Annotated in this window: 28 protein-coding genes; 19 read left to right on the plus strand and 9 right to left on the minus strand. The window is 34.2% G+C overall.

From position 1 onward, the window contains the following. Positions 1 to 34 precede the first annotated feature (34 nt). The 10 genes from H8718_RS11210 (at position 35) to H8718_RS11255 (ending at position 10,421) form a co-directional block, all read left to right on the plus strand. A complete protein-coding gene (locus H8718_RS11210) occupies positions 35 to 937 on the plus strand; it encodes a tocopherol cyclase family protein (protein ID WP_177672051.1) in 903 nt (300 codons plus the stop codon). 87 nt (positions 938 to 1,024) lie between these two features. After that, positions 1,025 to 1,402 (plus strand): hypothetical protein, encoded by a 378-nt coding sequence (locus H8718_RS11215; RefSeq protein WP_249332960.1) that lies wholly within the window; start codon positions 1,025 to 1,027, stop codon positions 1,400 to 1,402. Positions 1,403 to 1,516: 114 nt separating this feature from the next. Continuing rightward, positions 1,517 to 2,185: a 5'-methylthioadenosine/adenosylhomocysteine nucleosidase gene (locus tag H8718_RS11220; protein WP_249332961.1), complete on the plus strand. Its 669-nt coding sequence runs from the start codon at positions 1,517 to 1,519 to the stop codon at positions 2,183 to 2,185. Between the two features lie 89 nt (positions 2,186 to 2,274). After that, positions 2,275 to 2,964 (plus strand): BAR domain-containing protein, encoded by a 690-nt coding sequence (locus H8718_RS11225; RefSeq protein ID WP_249332962.1) that lies wholly within the window; start codon positions 2,275 to 2,277, stop codon positions 2,962 to 2,964. Between the two features lie 90 nt (positions 2,965 to 3,054). After that, positions 3,055 to 4,155 carry a 2-oxoacid:acceptor oxidoreductase family protein gene (locus H8718_RS11230; RefSeq protein WP_249332963.1) on the plus strand — a complete coding sequence of 367 codons (1,101 nt, stop codon included), beginning with the start codon at positions 3,055 to 3,057 and terminating at the stop codon, positions 4,153 to 4,155. A gap of 2 nt (positions 4,156 to 4,157) precedes the next feature. Then, positions 4,158 to 6,404 carry a thiamine pyrophosphate-dependent enzyme gene (locus H8718_RS11235; protein ID WP_177672056.1) on the plus strand — a complete coding sequence of 749 codons (2,247 nt, stop codon included), beginning with the start codon at positions 4,158 to 4,160 and terminating at the stop codon, positions 6,402 to 6,404. A gap of 222 nt (positions 6,405 to 6,626) precedes the next feature. Beyond that, positions 6,627 to 7,973 carry a glucose-6-phosphate isomerase gene (locus H8718_RS11240; RefSeq protein WP_249332964.1) on the plus strand — a complete coding sequence of 449 codons (1,347 nt, stop codon included), beginning with the start codon at positions 6,627 to 6,629 and terminating at the stop codon, positions 7,971 to 7,973. 102 nt (positions 7,974 to 8,075) lie between these two features. Then, positions 8,076 to 8,585 carry a transcription repressor NadR gene (locus H8718_RS11245; RefSeq protein WP_249332965.1) on the plus strand — a complete coding sequence of 170 codons (510 nt, stop codon included), beginning with the start codon at positions 8,076 to 8,078 and terminating at the stop codon, positions 8,583 to 8,585. 63 nt (positions 8,586 to 8,648) lie between these two features. Next, entirely contained in the window at positions 8,649 to 9,707 is a 1,059-nt protein-coding gene (locus tag H8718_RS11250; protein ID WP_249332966.1) for a PTS transporter subunit IIC, read from the plus strand. Positions 9,708 to 9,776: 69 nt separating this feature from the next. Further along, on the plus strand, positions 9,777 to 10,421 hold the full coding sequence (locus H8718_RS11255) for a hypothetical protein (protein WP_249332967.1): 645 nt from the start codon (positions 9,777 to 9,779) through the stop codon (positions 10,419 to 10,421). 36 nt (positions 10,422 to 10,457) lie between these two features. On the opposite strand, the gene yyaC is transcribed toward H8718_RS11255, so the two are convergent. Next, a complete protein-coding gene (gene yyaC, locus H8718_RS11260; RefSeq protein WP_177672060.1) occupies positions 10,458 to 11,051 on the minus strand; it encodes a spore protease YyaC in 594 nt (197 codons plus the stop codon). Between the two features lie 195 nt (positions 11,052 to 11,246). Here yyaC and H8718_RS11265 point away from each other — a divergent pair, with 195 nt between their 5' ends. From H8718_RS11265 to H8718_RS11285, 5 genes are all read left to right on the plus strand, one after another. Next, positions 11,247 to 12,632, plus strand: coding sequence for a LysM peptidoglycan-binding domain-containing protein (locus H8718_RS11265; protein ID WP_249332968.1), 1,386 nt, complete (start codon positions 11,247 to 11,249; stop codon positions 12,630 to 12,632). Positions 12,633 to 12,698: 66 nt separating this feature from the next. After that, on the plus strand, positions 12,699 to 14,168 hold the full coding sequence (gene glgA / locus H8718_RS11270) for a glycogen synthase GlgA (protein ID WP_249332969.1): 1,470 nt from the start codon (positions 12,699 to 12,701) through the stop codon (positions 14,166 to 14,168). A 102-nt stretch (positions 14,169 to 14,270) separates the two neighbouring features. Further along, on the plus strand, positions 14,271 to 15,455 hold the full coding sequence (locus tag H8718_RS11275; protein WP_177672063.1) for a DUF5711 family protein: 1,185 nt from the start codon (positions 14,271 to 14,273) through the stop codon (positions 15,453 to 15,455). Beyond that, positions 15,452 to 16,132, plus strand: coding sequence for a CvpA family protein (locus H8718_RS11280; protein ID WP_249332970.1), 681 nt, complete (start codon positions 15,452 to 15,454; stop codon positions 16,130 to 16,132). The genes H8718_RS11275 and H8718_RS11280 overlap by 4 nt, the downstream gene beginning before the upstream one ends. Before the next feature lie 163 nt (positions 16,133 to 16,295). Next, complete coding sequence (locus H8718_RS11285) at positions 16,296 to 16,874, plus strand: ABC transporter ATP-binding protein (RefSeq protein ID WP_330597659.1); 579 nt, start codon at positions 16,296 to 16,298, stop codon at positions 16,872 to 16,874. Positions 16,875 to 16,891: 17 nt separating this feature from the next. On the opposite strand, the gene H8718_RS11290 is transcribed toward H8718_RS11285, so the two are convergent. The 8 genes from H8718_RS11290 to H8718_RS11320 all read right to left on the minus strand — a co-directional run bounded on the left by H8718_RS11290 (position 16,892) and on the right by H8718_RS11320 (position 22,820). After that, the gene (locus H8718_RS11290; RefSeq protein WP_249332971.1) at positions 16,892 to 18,526 is read right to left on the minus strand and encodes a recombinase family protein; all 1,635 of its coding nucleotides are present in this window, start codon (positions 18,524 to 18,526) and stop codon (positions 16,892 to 16,894) included. A 61-nt stretch (positions 18,527 to 18,587) separates the two neighbouring features. Next, entirely contained in the window at positions 18,588 to 19,307 is a 720-nt protein-coding gene (locus tag H8718_RS11295; protein WP_249332972.1) for a hemolysin XhlA family protein, read from the minus strand. A 2-nt stretch (positions 19,308 to 19,309) separates the two neighbouring features. After that, positions 19,310 to 19,951 carry a hypothetical protein gene (locus H8718_RS11300; RefSeq protein ID WP_249332973.1) on the minus strand — a complete coding sequence of 214 codons (642 nt, stop codon included), beginning with the start codon at positions 19,949 to 19,951 and terminating at the stop codon, positions 19,310 to 19,312. Between the two features lie 178 nt (positions 19,952 to 20,129). Beyond that, positions 20,130 to 20,951, minus strand: coding sequence for a BRCT domain-containing protein (locus H8718_RS11305; protein WP_249332974.1), 822 nt, complete (start codon positions 20,949 to 20,951; stop codon positions 20,130 to 20,132). A gap of 29 nt (positions 20,952 to 20,980) precedes the next feature. Further along, positions 20,981 to 21,136: an ImmA/IrrE family metallo-endopeptidase gene (locus H8718_RS21080; RefSeq protein WP_408646577.1), complete on the minus strand. Its 156-nt coding sequence runs from the start codon at positions 21,134 to 21,136 to the stop codon at positions 20,981 to 20,983. Positions 21,137 to 21,162: 26 nt separating this feature from the next. Next, a complete protein-coding gene (gene dinD / locus H8718_RS11310) occupies positions 21,163 to 21,999 on the minus strand; it encodes a DNA damage-inducible protein D (protein ID WP_249332975.1) in 837 nt (278 codons plus the stop codon). 23 nt (positions 22,000 to 22,022) lie between these two features. Next, positions 22,023 to 22,370 carry an ImmA/IrrE family metallo-endopeptidase gene (locus H8718_RS11315; protein ID WP_249332976.1) on the minus strand — a complete coding sequence of 116 codons (348 nt, stop codon included), beginning with the start codon at positions 22,368 to 22,370 and terminating at the stop codon, positions 22,023 to 22,025. Between the two features lie 21 nt (positions 22,371 to 22,391). Further along, complete coding sequence (locus H8718_RS11320; RefSeq protein ID WP_249332977.1) at positions 22,392 to 22,820, minus strand: helix-turn-helix transcriptional regulator; 429 nt, start codon at positions 22,818 to 22,820, stop codon at positions 22,392 to 22,394. 144 nt (positions 22,821 to 22,964) lie between these two features. Here H8718_RS11320 and H8718_RS11325 point away from each other — a divergent pair, with 144 nt between their 5' ends. The 4 genes from H8718_RS11325 (at position 22,965) to H8718_RS11340 (ending at position 24,313) form a co-directional block, all read left to right on the plus strand. Further along, complete coding sequence (locus H8718_RS11325; RefSeq protein WP_249332978.1) at positions 22,965 to 23,189, plus strand: helix-turn-helix transcriptional regulator; 225 nt, start codon at positions 22,965 to 22,967, stop codon at positions 23,187 to 23,189. Positions 23,190 to 23,240: 51 nt separating this feature from the next. After that, positions 23,241 to 23,468, plus strand: a complete 228-nt coding sequence (locus H8718_RS11330; RefSeq protein WP_249332979.1) for a hypothetical protein — start codon at positions 23,241 to 23,243, stop codon at positions 23,466 to 23,468. Positions 23,469 to 23,588: 120 nt separating this feature from the next. Then, positions 23,589 to 24,092, plus strand: coding sequence for a helix-turn-helix transcriptional regulator (locus tag H8718_RS11335; RefSeq protein WP_249332980.1), 504 nt, complete (start codon positions 23,589 to 23,591; stop codon positions 24,090 to 24,092). Positions 24,093 to 24,157: 65 nt separating this feature from the next. After that, complete coding sequence (locus H8718_RS11340; protein ID WP_249332981.1) at positions 24,158 to 24,313, plus strand: CorA family divalent cation transporter; 156 nt, start codon at positions 24,158 to 24,160, stop codon at positions 24,311 to 24,313. Positions 24,314 to 24,487 lie beyond the last annotated feature (174 nt).

Genomic DNA, 24,487 nt, shown 5'->3' on the forward strand with positions numbered 1-24,487 from the left:
TTAAAGTAATTATCAAAGGTAGGGTGAGATGAAAATGAAAGAAAAGTATTTTGAAGGATGGTACTTTAAGTGTGCTACAGCAGATCAAACACTTGCTGTAATTGTGGGAAGTACACAAGGGATAGAACCCGTAGCTTTTATACAAGTATTAAGCTCTAAAGATTTAAAGAGTTATTATATTTCATACGATATAGAATCTTATTTTTACCGCACGGAGCCTTTTCATATCCAAATAGAAGAGAATATCTTTACATCAACTTATATGAAATTGCATATTAAAGAAGAAAATTTAATTTTAGAGGGGAAGATAGAATTTAAATCTCTTACTCCACTGTCACGCAAGTTATGGAAAAGAGGTTTGATGGGGCCATTTGCTTATTTACCTTTTATGGAATGTTACCATGATATAGTCTCTATGCAACATACGTTGCAAGGAGAAATACATTTAAATCATACGCTATATGATTTTAACAGAGGTAAGGGATATATAGAAAGAGATTGGGGAACGAGTTTTCCAAGTAGTTATATATGGATACAATGCAACCATTTTAGACGAGAGGACTTATCTTTTATGTTGGCTATAGCCAAGATACCTTTTTTAGGAATGTCTTTTACAGGTGTACTGTGTACATTAAGTATAAAAGGAAAAACAAGGATATTTACCACTTATACAGGGGCATCAATACAATTTTTTAAAGATGAACCAGAGTCCCTTCTTATAACAATTAGACAAGGTAAAGAACTTATACATGTAAAGGTGGATAAAAAGGAAGGAAGTGTCTTAAAAGCACCTAATAAGGGAGCAATGTTAAGGGAAATAGATGAAGCACTTGGAAGTACTATGGAACTTAATATCTTTTATGACCATCAACTTAGAGTCTGTGAAAAAGGCATAAATGTAGGATTTGAGAGAGTAGGTAAACTAGAAGAACTTTAATCATAAAACAAGTTAAGGAGGGCATATGAATAAAGGTAGAGACGCGCTTAGAATTTAGCTTTGTAAGAATTGGAGGGGGGAATTATGATGAGTCTTAAAAAACAGCTTATAAAGAACTATATTAAGATGCAACTTTTGAGTAATATGCCAGGAGAATTACACATAAGAATGGCAAATTTATCTAATCTTAGTAAGGATTACGTTGAATTTGCACCATACGTTTATGATGCTATTAAACTTTTAAATGGCATAAATGATATTCAAGTGAATTTTACAACAGGGGAAGTTGTTATTCTGTATTCACAAGTATTACGGCCGGAGCAAATTATTAGATGGATTAATATCATCATAGATACAGCTATTGATTATATGGATTTCATTGCAGCTAAGTGGGAATCAGATAGGCAGCAGGTTATTCAGACACTTAATCAGACTTTAATAAACAAATTACAAAAAGTTTATTAGAAAGCAATAGGTTATTATAGAAGAGGGATCCTGTCTATAATGACCTATTTGTACTTTATGGAATAATACTTTTTGTAGTATAATAAGCTTAAGCTATTGGAAGGAGTAATGCACATGAAGACAATAGGTATTATAGGTGCAATGGAAGAGGAAATCATTGCTCTTCGTAGAAGAATAGAGCTTCGAGAAATCCATCAAATTGCAGGAATGGATTTTTATGAGGCTACAATGAAGGATGCACAAGTTATTGTGGTAAGATGTGAAAATGGTAAAGTAAATGCGGCCATATGTACACAAATTCTAATCGATAGATTTAAAGCTAACTATATAATGAATATAGGTGTAGCAGGAGGGCTTCATCCAGACGTTAATATTGGTGATGTTATTATTGCCAGTGATATAGATATGCCTGCAGATACAAACTGCGAAGTGGAAAATGTATTTTGGGAAACAGACAAGCGTCTTATAGGATGTGCAAAAGAAGTAGCAGATAAAGTTCTTAAAGAACATCAAGTATGGATAGGGCACATTGAAAGCCAGGATGAATTTGCAGCAAGTGTAAAAATAAAGGAAGAACCTTATTCAACTTTTACTGCGTTTTATGCTGAAATGGAAGGGGCAGCCATTGCCCATACATGCTATATGAATAAGATTCCATTTGTTATGCTACGTACTATTTCAGATAGAGCTGGTAATGGTATAGAAATGAACTTTGATGACTTTGTGAACTTAGCGGCACGCCAGGTAAGTAAAATGATTGAAGGGATTGTAGAGTATATATAAATATTGACCTGAGCTAAACTTTAAAGAAACTTGTACTAATGTAAAAAAATGGTATAATGGAACTAAAGAGAGGCAAATGGGGGGTATATATGATAGGGATACTATTTGGTATAAATACCATATTAGCGTTAGCAGTAGCATTTGCGACCACTATGTTACAAAATCACTTTAGCAAGATTGAAAAGAGTATAGAAATCTATCACAATCCAAAGGCTTATAAAACAGGAAGTGAAATTGCTTTTATACGAGATTTAACCGAAAAGTATCAGAAAGCTTATGAAGTAGGAGAAAGTGATCACATAGATATAGAAGCAATGATTCAGGCGGCTTTCTATGAGAAGAAAGTAGGGAAATTCCCTTATTATGTGGTACAAAATATAGCTATAAAAAGTAAGCTTATTATGTGGATAGTCTTATGTATCCAAATTGTATTAGAAATTCTTAGTACAAAGCCAGGTTATTCTATCTCTAATTTTATCTTTATTGTAGTGAGTACAGTATTATGTATCATGATTACCTTGTTAGGTATTTTTAAAGGTATTCATGAGCAAAGAGAACAACTCTTTATTAAATTACAAGATTATGTTAGAAATACGTATCCTACAGAGATTAAATGGATAGAAAAACAGAAAGATGTAAAAGTCTTACTAGATAAGATTGAAAAATTAGAGACTGAGCTTCAGGAGTACCAGCAGGCTAAAGTAGTAAGTAGTAATGAAAAGCATATTAGAGAAGAAGACATTAAGATGCTTTTGAGTCAAATAGATATAAAATTATAGCACCCTATGAGTAATAGGGGGCTTTTTTGTATGAAAAAACATTATCTCCATAAAATAAATCAGAGAGAGGAATAAAAAGGAGGTAAATGAATGGCTGAATATAAAATAGATTTACCTAAGACCAATGAATATGGGTTCTACGAGATGAGACTTGAGAGTATTGGCGGCTTGGGAGCAAATTTAAGCGGTAAGATTTTAGGAGAAGTAGGTGCTTTGGCATTAGGACTTAACAGTTCAAGTTTTGCAAGCTATGGATCAGAAAAGAAGGGGACACCTCTTAAATCTTTTATCAGGTGGTGTAAGGAAGATCAAGCTATTGGTGTTATTACACCTGTAGAAAAACCATATATATTAGGTATTTTCCATGAGGCATTAGCAGGAAAAGTAGCTGTAACCGCAGGAGTAGATGAAGAATGTGCAGTTGTTATGAATACAGATAAAAGTCCTGATGAAATAAGAGAAATGCTCAAGCTCTATGGTGGAAGCGTATATTGCGTTGATGCACTTAAAATTGCTATGGAAGAAAAGACACGTATTAATATGGTTATATTAGGTACCATTGCGAAGGCATCGGGCTTTATTCCTCTTAAGGCAGTAGAAGCGGTAGTAAAAGATACGATAGGTCGTAAATATCCTAATGCACTTGAAGGGAACTTAAGAGGGATTCGTCGGGGCTATGAAGAGGTTACTTCAAAGCAATTTAAAAATGATGACAGATACCCTTATGTACCTTATAAAGATGTTCAATATGACTGGGGTTATGAAAATGCACCTATAGGTGGCATTAATCCACTTTTCGCAAGTATGGCTAATAATGATATGACAGCTAGTAGAGAAGGGAAAGTCCCTGTATTTCATGTAGAAAAGTGTATTAATTGTGGATTATGTGATATTACCTGTCCTGAAATGGCACTTGTTTTTGCAGAAGGAGAATATAAAGGGAAGCAGCAGATGGTTAATACAGGCGTTAATTATCACTATTGTAAGGGTTGCCTAAGATGTGTAGAAATCTGCCCAACAGATGCGCTTACAGAAGCCCTAGAAAGAGATGTAGATGTATGGTCTATGCATGAACCATATAGGGATTTCATTCAGACAAAAGTAGAGTTTGAAGATATGGGATCTAATTCTATCGTAGATGCTGAATCAGGTGTTACAAACAATACGATTACAATAGAACAGGAGGAATGAATATGGTAGAACAAACAGTCGTTTATGACAGTGGAAATGAACTTGCAGCTTATGCAGCAAAACAAATTAACTATCATATGATGGGTTATTTTCCTATTACTCCATCTACACAAATTGCAGAGCATCTTGATTTACTTAAATCAGCGGGACTTCATGATGTAAAGCTAATCCCTGGTGATGGTGAACATGGTGCAGCAGGTATTTGCTATGGTGGGACTGTAGCAGGTGGAAGAGTCTTTAATGCGACTTCAGCCAATGGACTTTTATATGCATTAGAGCAATTCCCAGTCCAATCAGGGACACGTATGCCTATGGTACTTAATCTTGCGTGTCGTACAGTATCTGGGCCTTTATCTATAAAGGGTGACCATAGTGACATTATGTACACACTTAATACTGGGTGGATTACATTATATGCACAGACACCACAAGCTGTTTATGATATGAATATTATTGGACTTAAAGTAGCAGAGAAAGCTTTGCTACCTATTATTATAGGCTTTGATGGATTCTTTACGAGCCATCAAAAACGTCGTACCTATGTGATTACTCATGATGAAGATGTACAGGGCTTTGTAGGAGAATATCATCCTCCATATAGTGCGCTTGATGTAGAGCATCCAGCTACTTTTGGTTCTTATATGAATGAGCCCGATTTAATCAACAACAAATATCAACTTCATCTCGCTATGGAAGAATCAAGGAATATTATTGATGCTGTTTTTAAAGAGTTTGGTGATCTTACAGGACGTTACTATACTGCTGTTGAAAGTTATAAGATGGAAGATGCAGAAGCTGCACTTTTTATATTAGGTTCTTCTTATGGTACAGCTAAAGTAGCAGTAGATGAATTAAGGGAAGAAGGCAAGAAGGTAGGCGTCTTTACTATTAATGCTATAAGACCTTGGCCTAAAGAAGGTATTTATGATGCAGTAAAAAATATAAAGGCCCTTATGATTGCAGATAGGCAAGATAGCTATGGTGCAGGTGGCGGTAACATGTCACTCGAAGTGAAAGCGACTTTGCAAGACTACAAAATGGCTATAGATACAGCAAGTCGTGTATATGGATTATCAGGAAAAGATTTTTATGTTAGTGATGCAAAAGTATTATTAGAAGAAGCTTATGCTATGAGTCAGAATAAACAAGTTACTAAGTTTGATTATTTTGGTCAATATCCAGGTAAAGAGGGGTATAACCCTCACCAATATTTCAAACCACTTACTTTAGAAGAGCAGTCACCAGGTATTACAACAGTAACGGAAAATGAAGAGACAGGGAAGATAACTGTAAAAGGTGGTATCCCTATTCAATCTACTAAGATGCCAAAACGTATTGTAGGTGGACATGGGGCTTGCCCAGGATGTGGTATTTTTACTAACCTTAATATTCTACTTAAAGGTATTGAAGGATATGTTGTGCTGTTATTCCAAACAGGCTGTGGTATGGTTACAAGTACTTGTTATCCAAAGACAGCGTTTAGAACAACTTATGTGCATAATCTTTTCCAAAATGGGGCGCCTACTTTATCTGGTATTGTAGAAATGTATCATGAGAAGCAAAGACGTGGTGAAATACCACAAGATGAAAAAATTACATTTATCATGGTTACAGGTGACGGTGGTTTAGACATTGGTATGGGACCAGCTATCGGTGCAGCGCTACGGAATCATGGTATGATTATTTTTGAATATGATAATGCAGGGTATATGAATACAGGTTACCAGTTATCTTATCAAACACCAAAAGGTGCTAAAACATCTACTTCACATGTGGGCCCTGCCCAAAAGGGAAAAGAAACATTTACAAAAGATTCACCACAGATTTTTGCTGCAACCAATATTCCTTATATAGCAACAGTAGCAGAGACTAATCCTACGGATTTTATGAAAAAAGCAGCTAAGGCACAGTATTATGCGAATCATCATGGTATGGCATTTATGAAAGCTGTATCTGTATGTCCGCTGAACTGGGGACATCAGCCACGTGAAGCTCTTAAAATTATGGAAGCAGCAGTTAATAGCTGTTATCATCCACTTTATGAAGTAGAAGAGGGAATTACAGCCCTTAGTTATAATCCAGAAAAGAATAATAAGAAAGTGCCAATTAGTGAATTTTATAAACTCATGGCAAGGACAAAGCATATTGCTACGAGTCCACAGTATGCAGAAATTCTAGAAGCTACGCAGGCAGAAATAGACCGTAGATGGGAAAGAATTAAAGCAAAGGCGGAACATCCACTACTTTAAAGTAAAAGGATGCTGTAAAAGTGCAGCATCCTTTTTATGAAAGATAAGAAGTTGTGGGAGATATAATTAAAAAAAGTAAGAAAGTGTGATAGAATAAAAAGTGCATAAAACCTAATTTACACTTATTGGAAAGATGTAGAAGGTGGTTTATAATAGAAAAGTAAATAAGGCGGGCAATACATCAGGGGTAGCGACATGAGCCTTAAAATGAGGAGGATAAATATGAGTAAAATCACTTTAGATTATTCTAAAACAGGATTACAAGCACATGAATTAGATTGTTTAGAAAAACAAGTTAGCCTAGCACATGAAATGCTTCATGAAAAAACAGGAGCAGGTAATGATTTTTTAGGCTGGATTGACCTACCTGTTGACTATGACCATGAAGAGTTTGATAGAATAAAAAAAGCAGCAGAAAAAATTAAAGCAGATTCAGATGTACTTATTGTAATTGGTATCGGGGGTTCTTACCTAGGTGCAAGGGCTTGTATCGAAGCATTAACTCATACTTTCTATAACAGCTTATCAAAAGAACAGAGAAAATTACCTCAAGTATTTTTCGTAGGAAATAACATTTCAGGTACATACCTTAGAAACTTACTTGATGTATGCGAAGGCAAAGAAGTAAGTGTAAATGTTATTTCTAAATCAGGTACAACAACAGAACCAGCTATTGCTTTTAGAGTGTTCAAAAAATACATGGAAGATAAATATGGTAAAGAAGAAGCCAAAAAACGTATTTTTGCAACAACAGATGCACATCGTGGGGCACTTCTAACACTTGCTAAAGAAGAAGGATATGAAACATTTGTTATTCCAGATGATGTAGGTGGTAGATTCTCAGTACTTACAGCAGTAGGTCTTCTTCCAATTGCGGTAGCAGGTATTGATATTGAAGAAATGATGCAAGGTGCAGCAGAAGGTAGAAGTGAATATAGTAATGCAGATGTTAAAGAAAATGCATGTTATCAATATGCAGCAGTAAGAAATGCACTTCTTAGAAAAGGGAAAAATGTAGAAATTCTTGTAAACTATGAACCATGCTTACAATACTTCGGTGAATGGTGGAAACAACTTTATGCTGAAAGTGAAGGAAAAGATAATAAAGGTATTTTCCCATCATCATTAAACTTCTCAACAGACCTTCACTCATTAGGCCAATACGTTCAAGATGGACAAAGAATGTTATTTGAAACAGTTCTTAATGTGCAATCACCAAAACTTGATGTTGTACTTGAAGAAGAACCAGTTGACCTTGATGGACTTAACTATTTAGCGGGTCAAACAATGGACTTTGTTAATAAAAAAGCTTTTGAAGGCACACTTCTTGCACATGTGGACGGCGGTGTACCAAACTTAGTACTTAACATTCCAGAACTTAATGCCTTCACAATGGGTAAACTTATTTACTTCTTTGAAAAAGCATGTGGAATCAGTGGATACTTACTAGGTGTAAATCCATTTGACCAACCAGGCGTAGAAGAGTATAAGAAAAACATGTTTGCACTTCTTGGCAAAAAAGGTTATGAAGAACTTAGAGAAACACTTATTAAACGTATTAATAGCTAATAAAATAATTTATATAGGGGGATGTGGCAAAATTTGCAACATCCTCTTTTTTTGCTATACTGTCATTAGAAATGGAAGGAACTAGTGAAAGAGGGTGAACAAATGGATGGTCAAACAAGGCGTATAGAAATGATTAAAATGCTTCAAGAGGCTACTAAACCTATGAGTGGGGCAAAGCTAGGTAATGCTTTTGGAATTAGTAGACAAGTTGTCGTACAAGATATTGCACTTCTAAGAGCAGAAGGGTATGACTTACTTGCAACAGCTAGGGGCTATATCCTTAATCAAGAGGCTGGCAATATGGTAAGGCGAGTAATACTTGTTAAGCATACAGCTGAACAAATGGAAGATGAACTGAATACGGTGGTAGATAATGGTGGCAGAGTACGTAATGTAATAGTAAGTCATGGTGTATATGGAGACCTAACAGGTGATTTAATGCTAAAAACAAGAAGGGATGTAAAGGCCTTTGCCGAGAAGGTAGGACATAATGAAGCAGCTCTTCTTTCAGTACTAACAGCAGGCGTACATATGCATACTATAGAAGCACCTACAGAAGAAGAGTTAGATATTATTGAAGAGGAACTAAGACAAAAAGGCTATTTAGCATAGTGTTTGACAACTGTCTTGACACATGATATGATTGCCTCATTACATAAGTAATGGGGGATTCATATGCAAAAGTTTATAGATCGATATTTAATAAAAGGCCTAGGTGGTATGGCATCAGGTCTTTTCTGTACACTTATTATAGGACTAATTATTAAGCAAGTAGGGTTATTCTTTCCGGGAACTGCCATAGGGAATGCACTTCTTGGGATTGCAAGTTTAGCAACAGTACTTACAGGTGTAGGAATTGCTATTGGTACAGCACATCAACTAGGTGCATCTAAGCTTGTACTTTATGCAAGTGCTATTAATGGTTTAATTGGAGCTTATGCAACAGGATTCATTAATAATACATTAATCCAAGAAGGCAGTGTCATTTTAAGTGGACCTGGAGATCCTGTTGGCGCTTTCTTAGCTACTGTTATTGGCCTTGAGATTGGTATGCTTGTAGCAGGTAAAACAAAGTTGGATATATTAGTGACACCTGCTGTAACGATTGTAGTAGGGTGTATGACGGCCGTGGCTTTAGGACCGCCTATTTCAAACTTTATGACAGGGCTTGGTCAGGTTATTAGTGCAGCAACAGAACTTCAACCGCTTTTAATGGGTATGATTATTTCAGTTCTTATGGGGATGTTCTTAACATTACCTATTAGTTCAGCAGCTATTGCACTTATGTTAGGGCTTTCGGGCCTTGCAGGAGGTGCAGCAACAGCAGGGTGCTGCGCGCAAATGATTGGATTTGCAGTTATAAGTTATAGGGAGAATAAAGTAGGGGGACTACTTGCGCAAGGATTAGGAACTTCTATGTTACAAGTGCCTAATATTGTACGTAATCCACTTATCTGGATACCGCCTACACTTGCAAGTGCTATTACAGGGCCTATTGCAACAGTAATATTTAAAATGGAAAATATAGCTGCAGGAGCTGGAATGGGAACAGCAGGTCTAGTAGGCCCTATTTTCACATGGCAGACTATGAGTGAGACGTACTCACCTTTATATACAGGCCTAGCTATTATACTTGTCCTCTTTGTATTACCTGGAGTATTAAGTTTTATTTTTGCTGAAATTATGCGTAAAAAAGGTTTAATCAAGTTTGGTGATTTAAAATTAGAACTCTAAAATATTCTTACTCTCTTTATTTTTTTATGTTAAGATAAGAGAAAGAATAGAATGATGGAGGAGAACAGAATGTTCGCAGAAATCAAATTAGAACTTAATCATGGTAAAAAAATTTATATATTTGAAGTTTTATCTATTTTAGCATTTGTACTTTTCTTAGTGTTAGGTGCAAAGATACCTGTTTTTACAACAACACCACTTGGTAATATCATTATGTTCGGTTGGATGCTTATTAATGCAGTTGTGCTAGTTGTTTATGAAATGAATGATTTTACAAAACTTTTAGTGGAACGTAAAAAGCCTTCAAAAAATGTAGTAAGAAATTTGTTGATAAAAGTATTCTTTTTTGTAACCATTTTTATGATTAATATCTTTCCTATTACAGTAATTATGATGCTTACAGGAATGAAGTTAGGAATTGATGTGAGTGTACCGTTTCTTTCTTTAATGGTAGGATTCTTTATTATTGTTTTAGCTAGGAAAGGTATTCCTTCAATTAAAATGCTGACCTTTTTAGGAACTTTATGGTTTATAACTACTTTTTCGGTGTTATATTTAGTATATCCACTACTTTATATGGGGATTTTAAGCCTATTAAAGCAAGAAATGGTAGCATCTACTTTCTCAAGTATTTTGGTATTTGGGGCAGGAATCTTCCTGTTCTATCAACTTATTAAAAAGCTTAAGAACATTTTAGAGCCGAATAAAAAATAGACTAAAGGCATACAAGTTATTTTAACTTGTATGCCTTTAGTCATTTCTCTGATTTTTGTAACTATAGTACTTCCAGATAGAATGTCTAAGTCCGGCAGAAATAATATCTGCCATCTTCATGACTAGAGAGAGTCTAGTATTTTGAAGAACAACCATGTTCATGAAACTACTAAAATTTACAATACCAGTAATGTGAAGATGACCAATAGGTTCTAGTTCTTTTTGTACCCCTGCACCAGGTTTAATAGATCCTTCACCAATAGCAATAGAGCCTACGTTTTCCATGGCACCTAGGCAGGCATCAATGGCAATAACGAGGGCATTTGGATGATGGTCATTAAGTGTTTTGGTCATGTTTTCCAGATTTTTTGCATGGACAGGGTTCTCTAAGTTGCCATAAACATGTACGTGGTCAAAATCTAGGTCGGTAAGTTTATAACCAATGAGAGGCCCCAGGCTATCACCAGTTGCACGGTCCGTTCCAATACATACAATGACTAATTCATGATGATGGAGAGGCAGTAGAGCAGCTAAATGAGAATCTAATAACTCACAAAATGAGATAAAGTGTTTTGGGTCATCGACACTGATGTAGGTAGGCCGAAGTTTTTTTTGAGCCGGAGCATTCACAACATATCACCACTTTCATAGTAATATAGTTTACCAGTTTATTTCATATTTATTTATGGAAAAAATTAGTATGTCTTCTTCTGTAAAAAAAGAGGGATAAAAAAATAGAGTACCTCGACAGGAAAGGTTAAATTATTTAGATAATGTATAGTATGCTTGGGAAGTAAATATGGATAAAAATGGAAGGAGTATACTATGGGAACAATAATTTACGATCCACACAAGAAGAATAAGGACAAACAAACTGTACAAGAAAACAAGGCTAGCGTTATTTCTGTAGAAGAAGCAAGAGATAGATCAAATGAAGGAAGTGAAAAATCGGAAGAAAGATACAACACGCTTATTGAGAATATTGACTCAGTAAGGCCAATGGGGGACACAGATTGTGACTATGTTATTTACCTAGAAGACTACGTTTATACTTATATTTATCAATATGCAAATACAGACTTATCTTGTGAGCACTCAGCGGCTATTATAGGAGAATATTATCCAGAGAGCAGAGAGATGATTATCTGTGGCATTATGCCTATTGACAAGGACAAGCTTTCTACAGTAGATGAATGGATTAATGAAGAAGCTGTAGAGGCTTTGCAAGAAGAAAAAGAAAGTTATTTCCAAGGTGCAAAAATACTTGGATGGTTACATATGCAGCCAGGGTATGGCACTATGCTTACAATGAAAGAAGTGAAAGCACATAGAGAGATTTTTGATAGAGAGGGGACACTACTTTTATTAGTAGACCCTATTAATAAAATAGAAACCTTCTATGTATATGAAGATGACACTTTGAAAGAACAAAGTGGTTATTACATGTACTATGATAAGAATCCTTGTATGCAACAGTATATGTTAGACAGACCTTTTATTTCTGTAGAAAAAGAAGAGACGGAAGATGATGTGGTTAACCAATTTAGAGAGATTGGAAAGATTAGAAAGAAAGAATACGAACACAAGAAAAAGATGAATTTAACTGTAGTAGCTGCAAGTATTGCACTTTTAGCTTTATCCGCAGTTATCCTTAAAATGAATGATCAAAATGCAAAAATTAATGGACTTCAAGCAGAACTTGCTCAAATGTCATCTAAAGAAGCAGCTACTGGGCAAGATGTCTCAACATCAGGTGAAGAAGCTAATGCGCAGTTTGTATTTAATCCAGAAGGAGCTATAGATGCCGCTACACCAGATGTAACAATTATAGATCGTACAGGTGAAGAAGCTAATGCGCCAAAAGAAGAAGTAACAGTAGATAAAGTGGTCGAAGAAGAAGTAGAAGAAGTAGCACAAGAAAAGCCGGCTGAAGAAAAGCCAGCTGAAGAAACACCTGTTACAAATGAAGAGCAGGTAGATATAGCAGAAGAAGCAGCTACTACTAATAAAGAGGGGGAGCAAGCTGTAGAAGCTGCAACTCAAGAAGAAGATTATATTACTTATGTTGTTCAAGAAGGGGATAGTCTAAGAAAAATTAGTTTTGACCATTATCAAACAGAGTTGAGAACAAAGGAAATCATTGCTCTTAATGAAATCGAAAATGGTGATGATATCTACGTAGGTCAAAAATTAAAATTACCAGCAGAATAATCTGCTGGTAATTTATTTGAAGATTTATTATAATAAAAATAATTTAATCAAGGAGGGGGTTATAAGGTGGAAAATAAACCATTAAAATGTCTTTTTGTAGCGTCAGAGGTAGCACCTTATGCAAAAACAGGAGGATTAGCGGATGTGGCAGGTGCACTGCCAAAACAATTAAAAGAAAATGGTTTAGATGTTCGTGTTGTTATGCCGTATTATCATCAAATAGAAAATAAATTTTTTGACCATGCCAGTCACTTTTTAACAAGTTTTAATGTGAGACTTAACTGGAGAAATCAAGGTGCAGGTATATATTATGATGATACCATTATTCCAACTTACTTTATTAAAAATGATGCTTATTTTTATAGAGATGAATTTTATGGCCATCATGATGATTATGAGCGTTTTGCATTCTTTAGTAAAACTGTATTAGACTTACTTAAACATATTGATTTTCAACCAGATATTATTCACTGTAATGACTGGCAGACAGGGCCGATTCCACTATTACTTAGTGAAAAATATAAATATGAACCTTTTTATAAGGATATAAAAACTGTATTTACTATTCATAATATGAAGTATCAAGGTATTTTTGGTAAAGAACAAGTATTGGATGTATTAGAACTTTCAGAGCACTATGCTACATCTGAAACATTAGAGTTCCATGGTGGTTTAAGTTATATGAAAGCGGGCCTTTTATATTGTGATCAAATTAATACAGTAAGCCCAACCTATGCAGAAGAAATTAAGACATGGGAATATGGCTGTGGCCTTAATCAATTATTAGAGAAGAAACTTTATGGAAAACTTTGTGGTATTTTAAATGGTATTGACTATGATAAGTACAATCCACAGACAGACCCTCATATTTATAAACATTATGACATAGAACATTTAGAAGACCGTAAAGTAAATAAACATGCTTTCCAAGAAGAGTATGGACTTGAAGTAAAAGATTGTATGATGATAGGTATTATTTCTAGAATAACAGATCAAAAAGGGTTTGATTTATTAAAGCAGACATTAGAAGGTAGCTGGATGATGGATAAAATTATGAACATGGATGTTCAATTTGTCTTATTAGGCACAGGAGATGAAGACTATGAGAATATGTTTAAACATTTCTCTTATAAGTATGGCAAGCGTGCAGGCATATTTTTAACCTTTAATGAATCCCTTGCACAAAAAATTTATGCAGCTTCTGATGTGTTCTTAATGCCATCTGCTTTTGAGCCTTGTGGATTAGGACAGCTTATGGCTATGCGCTATGGAAGTGTACCTATTGTAAGGCAAACAGGGGGACTTAAAGATACCGTCATTCATTATAATGAAGAGACAAAGGAAGGAACAGGTTTTGAATTCGTAGATTACTCTGGGTATTGGCTTTATAGAAAAATTCAAGAAGCTTATACTTTATATATGGAGAAGCCGGAAGATTTTAAACAGGTACAATTAAATGCTATGAATACATGCTTTTCATGGAATCACTCTGCTAAAGTTTATGAAGAAATGTATAGAAAACTTATAGAATCTTGATTAAGATTCACTCTTATATCTAAATAAAGAAAGAAACTTTGAAATATGATACGAATAGTGTATGATAGGGATAAGAAAAATGAGGATATAGGAGGAATGAAAGTGAAGAAGGATAAAAAGCTTCTTCCTGCAGGCAAGAAGGCAACGTGGGTACTGATTGGTATGTTGCTTATTTGTATGATAGGAATTGCTGTTATATACATAAGTTACCCAAGTGCAGAGATAGTTAAATATCAGCTAGGAGAAGTCATTTTCAAGCATTCAGAAGAAGAAAATGAATACATAGCAACGGGTGGAAATCAGATTATCAGACTTACTCAAGATGGTGTTACAGCTTACGATCTAAAAGGAAATGAGGTATGGAATAATGCTTTAACCATAGACAAGCCTATTGTAAAGCATAAAGGCACCTATTTTGCATTGATGAATAAAAATGATCAGAAACTAGCTATTTTTAATGATAAAGGTAAAAAGGGAGAGATTACGACAAGTAATCCTATTATATATTTTTCTATTAATGGCAATGGGGATGTTGCTCTAATAGAAAAAACAAAAGATGGACATATTACAGCAGCTTATAATAGTAAAGGTGAAAGGCTAGGAGATGCAGTAGAAGGTGTAACTTATATTAAAGATGCAGGTTTTCCAGTGAGTGCAGAAGTTACACCGGATAAGCAGTTACTACTAGTTAATTATATTGATATTTATAATCCTGTTATTACTTCAGTCCTAAATGGTCTTATAATTAATAAGACAGGAGAAGAGAAGGTTTTTAATGTGAAGTATGGCATTGAAGAGAAGGATAACATTATTTATGAAATAGAATTCCTAAATAACTCTACATGGGCAGCTATAGGTGACCATAGAATTACATTCTATAACCTTCAAGGGGAGAAGATTAAAGAAATCTCTAACCTTTACTTAAAATATACACCTTACATAGATGGAGAACTTAAAGGGGCAGGGTACTTACCTGTTCTAAGTACAAAAAAAGGAGCAAGTAAAGGTTCAGGAGATTGCTTAACTCTCTTTAATGAAGTAGGAGAAGTAGTCTACGAAGAAGAATTTGAAGAAACAGTGACCTATTTTAATGCAACAGATAAAGGTGTTATTATTGGGCAAGATAATAAATTTACAGGGTATACAAAAAAAGGAGAAGTTAAATTTACCTTTGAGGCTACTCAAGATGTGGATAAAGTGCTCTATGTAGGTAATAAGCTTATAGCAGTGACCAAAGATGAGGTAAGGCTACTTAGCGGTATGTCTGAAGGAGGAAGTATAAAGTGATAGATATTATTATTTTACTAATTATTTTAGGGACGGCTTGCCTGGCAGCGAGAGCAGGCTTTATAAAAACAGTTTATGGACTCCTATCATCACTTATTGCGCTTGTATTAGCTTTCTTTATTTATCCTGTTATTGAGGCTATCCTTAAATTGACACCTATATATGATGGTATTAGATCGTGGATGATGGATAGACTACCTGAAATCGGTAGTATAGGATTACAAGGGCAGGCTGCTATTATACAAGAATCATTAGGTTGGATGCCTGATTTTATTACAGATAAGATTGTGAGGAATAACAATCCTGAAATTTATCAATTGTTAGGTGTAAACTCTCTTATAGAGTATATGGCAACTTTTGTAGCTGATCTATGTATTATGGGTATAGCAGTCGTTATATGTTTTATCTTTGTGAGAGTAGGATTAGCAATAGGAGTAGGGGTACTAGACTTAGTAGCCAAATTACCTATTTTAAAAACAGCTAATAAATGGGCTGGTTTTATAGTAGGTCTTATTAAAGGGGTCTTAATTGTATGGCTCATTTGTTTAATAGTTCCTTTTATGATGATGATTCCAGGACTTGATGCTCTAAATACTTTAATAGAAGAATCTGTACTTATGCAGTTGTTTTACAATCATAATATAATCTTGCAAGTGATAACCAACTTGAAAGCATAGAAAAGGAGTGCCGTATAGGGGCACTTCTTTTTTTATGCATTTAGAAAGAAAATTATTGACCAAAAGGGAGAATTTTGACAAATAAAAAAGAATAAACAAGCACTTTCACCTGTTTAGGCTAATATTATGAAATAGATACAGATTATACTAGGGAGGGAATGGTGTGGCTAGTATTATAGAGCTTAAAAATATCTATAAGAACTTTTATACAGATGAAGGTGAAATACTCGTCTTAAAAGATGTCAACTTAGCTTTGGAACGGGGGAAAATTTTAGGTATATTAGGACCATCAGGTAGTGGTAAGTCTACTATCCTTAATATATTAACAAAATTACTTCAACCAACCAGTGGAGAGGTACAAATAGAAGGGGAAATTGGATACATGTTTCAAAAAGACCACTTGCTTGAGTGGAGGACTATTATGGATAACATTACAATTGGTCTTGAAATTCAGCATAAGGTTACAACTAAAGCACTAGAGCGTATAGAACATTTACTTAAGATATATGGTATATGGGAGTTTAGAAACAGATATCCGAAAGAGCTTTCTGGAGGTATGAGACAACGTGTAGCTTTAATCAGAACTCTTGCTACAGATCCAGATGTTTTATTGCTAGATGAACCTTTTTCAGCCTTAGACTATCAGACTAGACTAATGGTAAGTGATGATATTTATAAAATTATTAGGCAGGAGAATAAAGATGCTATTTTAGTGACGCATGATATCTCAGAAGCTATATAGTTGCTGTGGAAACAATTTTAATGCTCCCCCAGCGACTTACTTCCAAATAAGTTAATGTGTGCATCCTTTCCATCCCAAGTAATATTTTCAATAATGGATTTCAAACAAGAACGTTGAAGTTCTATACTTGCATTTTCTATAGAGGATATTTGAGATAAAGTATGCTGCATTAAATCAATATTAAGAGTTTGCATATCTGTAGCCTGTTGCTCTTTGCGTTTTTTAGCTACTAATGATTGCAGCCTTTCGACTTCAGCCCCTTTGGCATTGATTTCGTTAAGAATATACTTATTAGCAATAGAATTCTCTGATTCAGATAGATTTGAAATTAAATTGCTTATTTCAATCTCAAGTGTTTCAATTTGTTTTTCAGTAGCCTTGATAGACTTTTCAAGGCTTTCTTGAGATGTGCTTATGACTATTTTGTCCTTGCTGAGCTTATCACTTAATGCAGAGCTGTCGTAGCTAAGTGATTTGATTTCTTTGATAATAGCTTTATCAAGAGTGTGCCCAGGTACATTTTTCACATTACATTTTTTCCCTTGACTCTTTTCTTTAAGCTCACATATATAGTAGTAGTGCCAGTGGGTTCCATCTGCACTTTTACGATTCTTTTTTGGTCGCATGTAGCTTCCACAGCATTGGCATCTAAGTAGGCCAGATAATAAAGCTTCTGTGCTTTTGACACGTCGAATAGACTTATCTTTATTTCGGTTAATTATTTCTTGAGCTTGTAGCCAAACTGAACTTGTCACAATAGGCTCATGTTGTCCTATTGCAATTACCCATTCTGACGCATCTTTTAGGCTTATATTAGCTTTTTTTGTTTGTTTAGTACGATTATATACCATAAGCCCATTATGCCCTGTAAACTCATTTTTTTGAGAATAAATAGCATAACCTTTAGAGAGAAGATAATCATAGGTAAGTAAATCTGCTTGAACATATACTGGATTAGTAAGAATTAGCTTAATTGATGCAATACAGTAGTTTTTATTATTCTTAGTTTTAATATCATTTTGAATAAGATAGTATTCTAGCTTTGTGATACTTCTAAACTCTATAAATTTATCAAAGATAAGCTTTACTGTTTCAGCTTCATTTGGGATAACTTCTAATGCATACATCTTTCTAGATTTATTATTGATATCTATTGATGTTATTTCACGTGACCTATATCCTGTTGGTGTGATTCCACCAAGCCATCTTCCAGTCTTGGCTAATTGGATCATGTTATCACGAATACGTTCAGCGATAGTTTCTCTCTCAAGCTGAGAGAATACACTAGAGATATAAGTCATGGCACGCCCCATAGGAGAAGAAGTATCAAATTGTTCTTTGATACTTACAAAGTTTACATTATACTTTTCAAGCATTTCTAAAGTAGAGGAGAAATCTGATACGTTACGGCTGATACGGTCTAATCTATAGCACATTAATACATTAATCTTACGCGCTTTAATATCCTCTAATAATTGTTGAAACTGTGGTCTGTCAGTATTTCCACCAGAGAAACCTTCATCCTCATATATTCTAAATTCTACATCTTCAAAATGAGTGGTAGCATAGTCTTTACAAAGTTGAATTTGATTTTCTATAGATTCACCCTTGCCAGTGAATTTACTTTTTCGAGAGTATATAGCGATATTCATATCATACAAATCCTTTCGTAAGAAATTAAAAATAAAAGAGGATAACAATGTATCCTCTAAATTATTCTTGTGGTATTTGAGTATTTGGATTAATTGTAGAGGAAACTGATGGCGAATTAGTATAATAGGTTACTGGTTCAGACATAGACTTTACAGACAGTACAATCTGTACAAGACCAATTATCGTTGCAATAGCTAAACCTATTATAGTAAATGTAATCCCCCACATAAACTTTTGATTGTCTTTTGCAGAGGTTTCTATTTTGTCATTAAGCTTCTCAATTTTTGCATCAATCATATCTTCTAACTTATCGAATTTCTGAGCTATTAAATCATTTTGTTTTTCAACTAATAATGATAGACGTTCCATACGTTCATCCATGCGTTTTTCAATTTCATTTGACTTTTCAATACAACGTTGCTCAGATTCACGCATTCTCTTTTCAAGTTCTTGAGAATATGTTAAATGACGTTGTTCGCTCGCTCTGATATCAGCCCTTAAGTCGGATTGATCTCTGGCCATTTTTGAGATGTACTGTTCTAATAATTTATCGTTTTCCATATACCCACCTTCTCTAAAAGAGTTGTTTTCACTATTTATACTATGCCCATATCGATTGTTGGTATGCTCATATTGTACAATGTTTTCTGACGACATGGAAGAGTCAGAGGGAGGAATTGGAGAGTTTTGTATATCTTGACGAAGATTTGTATCTTCAAATTGTTTTTTACGCATTTGAGTAACTTCATCTATACCAACTACTCTGAGGTTAGCAGCCATTATTACATACCTCCATTTGAACGTAGCCTTGCTAAGTAAGACAACATAGTATAGTAAGACTCTATATCATTAGAACAAGTTGTATGGAGAGTTTCAAGTGGCACTTGGGCATATTTAAATGAACCTTGTACATATGCCCTATTATCATCTCTAAGAAATGGTTCGATAAATATTTCATTGGCAAGTATATCAGGGGTTGATGAATGGGTAAAGAGACGTATACCACCACCTTTAATATTCGGGAATTGGAAGATAGATGAATCAAATAATGCTTTTAAGGTTTCCATTGCATGCTCATAGTCAGGGAGACAGGTTAATGTAATAGCAATAGGCATACTATTAGGTGATATCATAAATACATCAAGTATTTTTGTTATATGGGTAGTAAGAAGAGTGAATGTTTCAGATGTAACTTTTCCAGCAAAGGAGGTAGAACATTGAATTTTATTAGGTTCAATAATACATTCAATTTGTTTATCATGAGAAGTAGTTTGTAAAAATGAATTAGAGCCTAAAATCTGTTGAATGTTGTCTCCTTTGAATATTTCTTTGCCAACTTTGTCTGCTAACTTTTCATTTATTTGTTCAGGTATAATAGGAGCAGTTATTGAAATTGCTAGCGTTTGTTGTAAATTGGAAAACATAATAATCCCTCTTTCATTATTTTATATTTTTGAAGTTATATGTATGTTATGACAGGACAGCATGTATATCAAAAAAGCATGCTGTCCTAAATTTATTTTACTTTTCTATTTGGCATATCAGATGTTTTGGTGCCCTCAATAAAATATTCTAAGCATCTCGCTCACCTCAGCGAAATGGTTACTTAAAAGAGATTAATTTATAAAACTCTTCTTCAGTAATAATTTTAATTCCTAAAGATTGGGCTTTTGCAAGTTTACTTCCAGCTTTTTCACCAACAACAAGTAGGTTAGTTTTTTTGGTAACACTATCTGTAGCTTTTGCCCCATATTTTGTAGCTATTTCAAGCATTGTTTTTCTATCACTAGCCATTTTCCCAGTAAAGACAACGTTTTTATTGTTGAAAATATTGTTGATTATATTTTGCCGTGCTTGTTCAAGCCTCTGTTTTAGCTCTTCTTTTTGTAAACGCTCATATTCAGGGTCATAGTGTTTATTGTTGCGGTCTACTCCAACAGGTATCCATGTATCTGGCTCAGCTTTTTTTAGAATTTCATATAAATCCATTGCATCTTGAAGAGCTGTATGAGTTTGCTTATGTGCAACTTCAAAATGTTTGAGGAGATATGACATTTTATAGTGTGGTAGTCCAGGATATTTATAACGTATGGCACGCATTGTACAATAGAGCTCTTGATTTTCATCAATCCATTTCCAATATCTTAAAAATTTCTTTTCAAAAGGAGCATTATGAGCAACTATTTTAAAAGTAGGATATTTATTAATAAATGCTTTGAATTTCTCAATCATTTCTGTGTTTTCTTCAATATCCTCTAGTCCACTTCCGTATCCTGTTTCATATTCTTCTTGATCAGTAATAATTGCAAGATGTAGCGTATCAAGTATTTCGTTATTACTTACAGCTAAAGCGGCCAATTCTCTAATTCCATCTTCAGGATATAAGCTATAAGGTGTCTCAATATCAATAATAATATAATCCATATTTATTACCCCCCCCTAAACAATTTTTATTATAGATTTTTAAATAATTCATTCATCATCATATCAGCAAAAGTTTCAGCTTCCATTTCATGCTTATCTATTTTTAAATAAGTGCATGTACGTAAAAATAATGTATTAATATTTTTATGCAATGCATAATGACTAAGCTCATGATATCGTGTCATATACTAAATATGAGAAATTTGGTGGACTACTGTTTATTTTTAGATTCCTTAAGTAACTTGCGTTCAATTTGTTGAATGCTTTTTTCAGGTGTTGGAAGATTTTCAGGCATTTCACCACCTAAGTCTGCAATTGTTTGGCGTACTTTTGCACCTACTTCATAATGGGCGTCATTTGCGTTCTTCTTGCCTTTTATGTTTTCTCTACGCAGCTTAGCCTCTGTTTGAGTAGCTCGGAATAGATTTGCAGCTAACTCTTCATGCCCCATGTAATCTAAAATCTTTTGACTTTTTTTGAGCCCTTTATGTGCATGGATATCTTTTGCAGTCATGCCTCCATAGAGTCCCATATAACCATGATTTTGGAAGGTTGCGTATTCAATGGGAGTCTTGACACCAGCATCACTTGCTGCATCGCTTAAGTTTTTATTGTGACGTGTCATTTCATTACGAATAGCGATCCTTTTAAGGTCATCATTTAAATTATCATACTGCTCAGCAAGTTCTTGCTGTCTTGTCTTAGTAGCAAAATAAGTTTGACCTAAAGCAATAACTTCCTTACGAGGGTCACCATTCTGTACGATTAAGTAACAAGCGTAACGAGATAGTATGATATCTTCAACTTCTCTTTGAGCACCTTTAGCTAAATTTATCATTTTGCCGACGTTGGCAAAATGATCAGATACATTGCCATTGCTTGTTTTACAAGAAATTTTAGCACGATCTATAACTTCAGCAAATCTACGCCATTGTTTATATTCTAAAACTTGCTGTAAATCTCTTGCATACCAAAACTCTTCACCATATTCATTAATATGTTTAATACTTTCAAAAATAGATTCATTATAATTTTGTAGATTATGCATTTTATCCCCCTAAACAATTTTTATTATATATTTTTAAATAATTCATTCATCATCATATCAGCAAAAGCTTCAGCTTCCATTTCATGCTTGTCTATTTTTAAATAAGTGCACGTACGTAAAAATAGTGTATTAATATTCTTATGCAATACATAGTGTCCTAGCTCATGGCAGCATGTTCTAAGTTGATGGAACTCATCCATGTCGCTATTAATACAAATTATATAGCTACGTTTGTATTTTCTAATGAGTCCTCTAGTTTCTGATCCTAAAGATTGTTTTACAACGATTATATTTAACTCTTTGCATATCCTAAATGGATCACAAGTTCCAGTTTTTTCTATAAGCTTGCGAACTGCATTTGTAATGCCCACTAGCATTCCCCCCAAGTTGTCTTATCTTTTGTATTTTTTCGGAGTATACTTTTCTTTATTCTTTTTACGAACCATTTCCATACCAACTTCAAGAGCAGAAAGAATTTTAGTAATAGACTCTTCATCCATTGGCATACCATCAAACATGAGTTCATCTGAATCTAACAGTTGTCGTTTAATTTCATCTAAATCTTTGGCAATATCAGCTTTTTCTTTTTTTGATAGCTGAGACGAATTAAAATTCTGGGAATCTGATACCCCTATTAACCAGTCTACAGAAACCCCAAGCACTGATGCAATTCTTCTAGCATTTTCAGCAGAAGGGTTACGATTACCAGTGGTATATCTAGATATGGTAGCAGGTGTAATATCAGTTTTTTCAGCAAGTTCTTTTTGTGACATATCTATTTTATCAAGCTGGTTAAGTAATCTTTCTTTAAATAATGACATAAATTACCCTCCTTAATTACCTAAATTATAATATAGTGATAGTAATAAAATAAAAAAAGTTACCTAAAAGACATTTTTAGTATTGACTATTACCGTTTGGTAATATAGAATGTAATTACCAAACGGTAATAAGGAGGTAAACTTTTGAATAATGAATTATTAAAGAAGGCTAGAAATCAAGCCAATCTTACTCAAAAAGAAGTGGCTGAAAAGCTTGGGATAGCTACTAAGACGTATAATAGAAAAGAACTTGGGGTTATAGACTTCACAAGAAAAGAAATCTTAAAACTAATACATATTCTAAATCTTTCAGCAAAGGAATTTAATAAAATTTTTTTAAATGAACAATTACCTATAGGTAATGATTAAGACAACTTTTATGAAGCATACAATATATAAAGCTATATAGGAGGTGATATATTGAGGCTCATTTGGGGTATAGGTGACATTGAAAGTGATTGCCTACAAGAGGTTTTAAATAAAGCCGCTCAGTCTTCAAAAACAAGAGAAGCTGTAAGGAAGATTGATGAAAATTTATATAGCTTCCAAGCAGACATAATTATGGACCATATAAATCAACAACCAATCTCTTATGATGCCAAAATTGACTTGTTGGAAAGTATAAAACAACAATTACAAGTATCATAGAAAAATTAAACGAAAGAAATGTGTTGAGTATATTATACACAATCAAAGAAATCTAGGGAGTACTAAACCCTAGACAAATAAAATACATATGTGCAGATAATTGCACAAGGAGGAATTAGGATGAAACAAAATGCATTTAGAACAAGATTATATGAAGCACGCAAAGCTAAAAAATTATCTCAGCTAGATGTTGCGCTTGAACTTGGTGTTAATAGAGCAAGGATAAGCGATTGGGAACTTGGTAAAGAGGACTTACGAGTAGAAACTGTTGTTGCTCTCTCAAGAATTTATGAAGATCCAGAAGTGTATACGATGTATATGTCAGAGGAACATGGCGCAGATGACTTAGTATTTTCAACAAACTGGTGTAAGCACGAAGGACGCGATTTACGACTTATCGCATTAGACATACAGAATGAGTATAACGATGTGTCGGAAGAAATCCCAAGGTTAATGAAAATACTTAGAGACGGCGTGATAGATGATACGGAAAGAAAAGATTATAACAGCTTTATACAACAGTCAAAAGAATTGGTGGCAGTATTGTTCCCACTGATACTTAGAGAAGAAATGCAAAAGAAAAAAGCCCTTCAATGCGCGAACATTGAAAAGGCTATTGTTTAAAAAATATCTTAGAGATGACTTAAGTATAGCACGGTTTGATACTTAAGTCAAAGGGAGAATGAAAAGTGAATAGTAAAACAAACGCAATTGTTAATTTTATTGCTCAGGAGCTTAATAGCTTTATATACATTTTAAGTGTTGTATCAGGAGCGTTATTAGGAGGCGCATTGGTAGCTTTTATACCACTTTGTGCTATTCTAGTAGGCTTTTACAACTTATAGATAAAAGGGGGATAAGCTTTGAACTTACACGATCAAGCAGTAAAAATAGCCAATCACAAGATTGCATCAAATCCTAAAGTGTACAGTGCTTATACAGACTCGGTGCTCTATGAAATGCTTGTTGAGGAATGTGAGGCACAGTTAAATTTCTCAACGGCAACATTTCAAATTCAT

It is taken from the genome of Zhenhengia yiwuensis, assembly GCF_014384995.1.
Classification (GTDB): Bacteria; Bacillota; Clostridia; order Lachnospirales; family Cellulosilyticaceae; genus Zhenhengia; species Zhenhengia yiwuensis.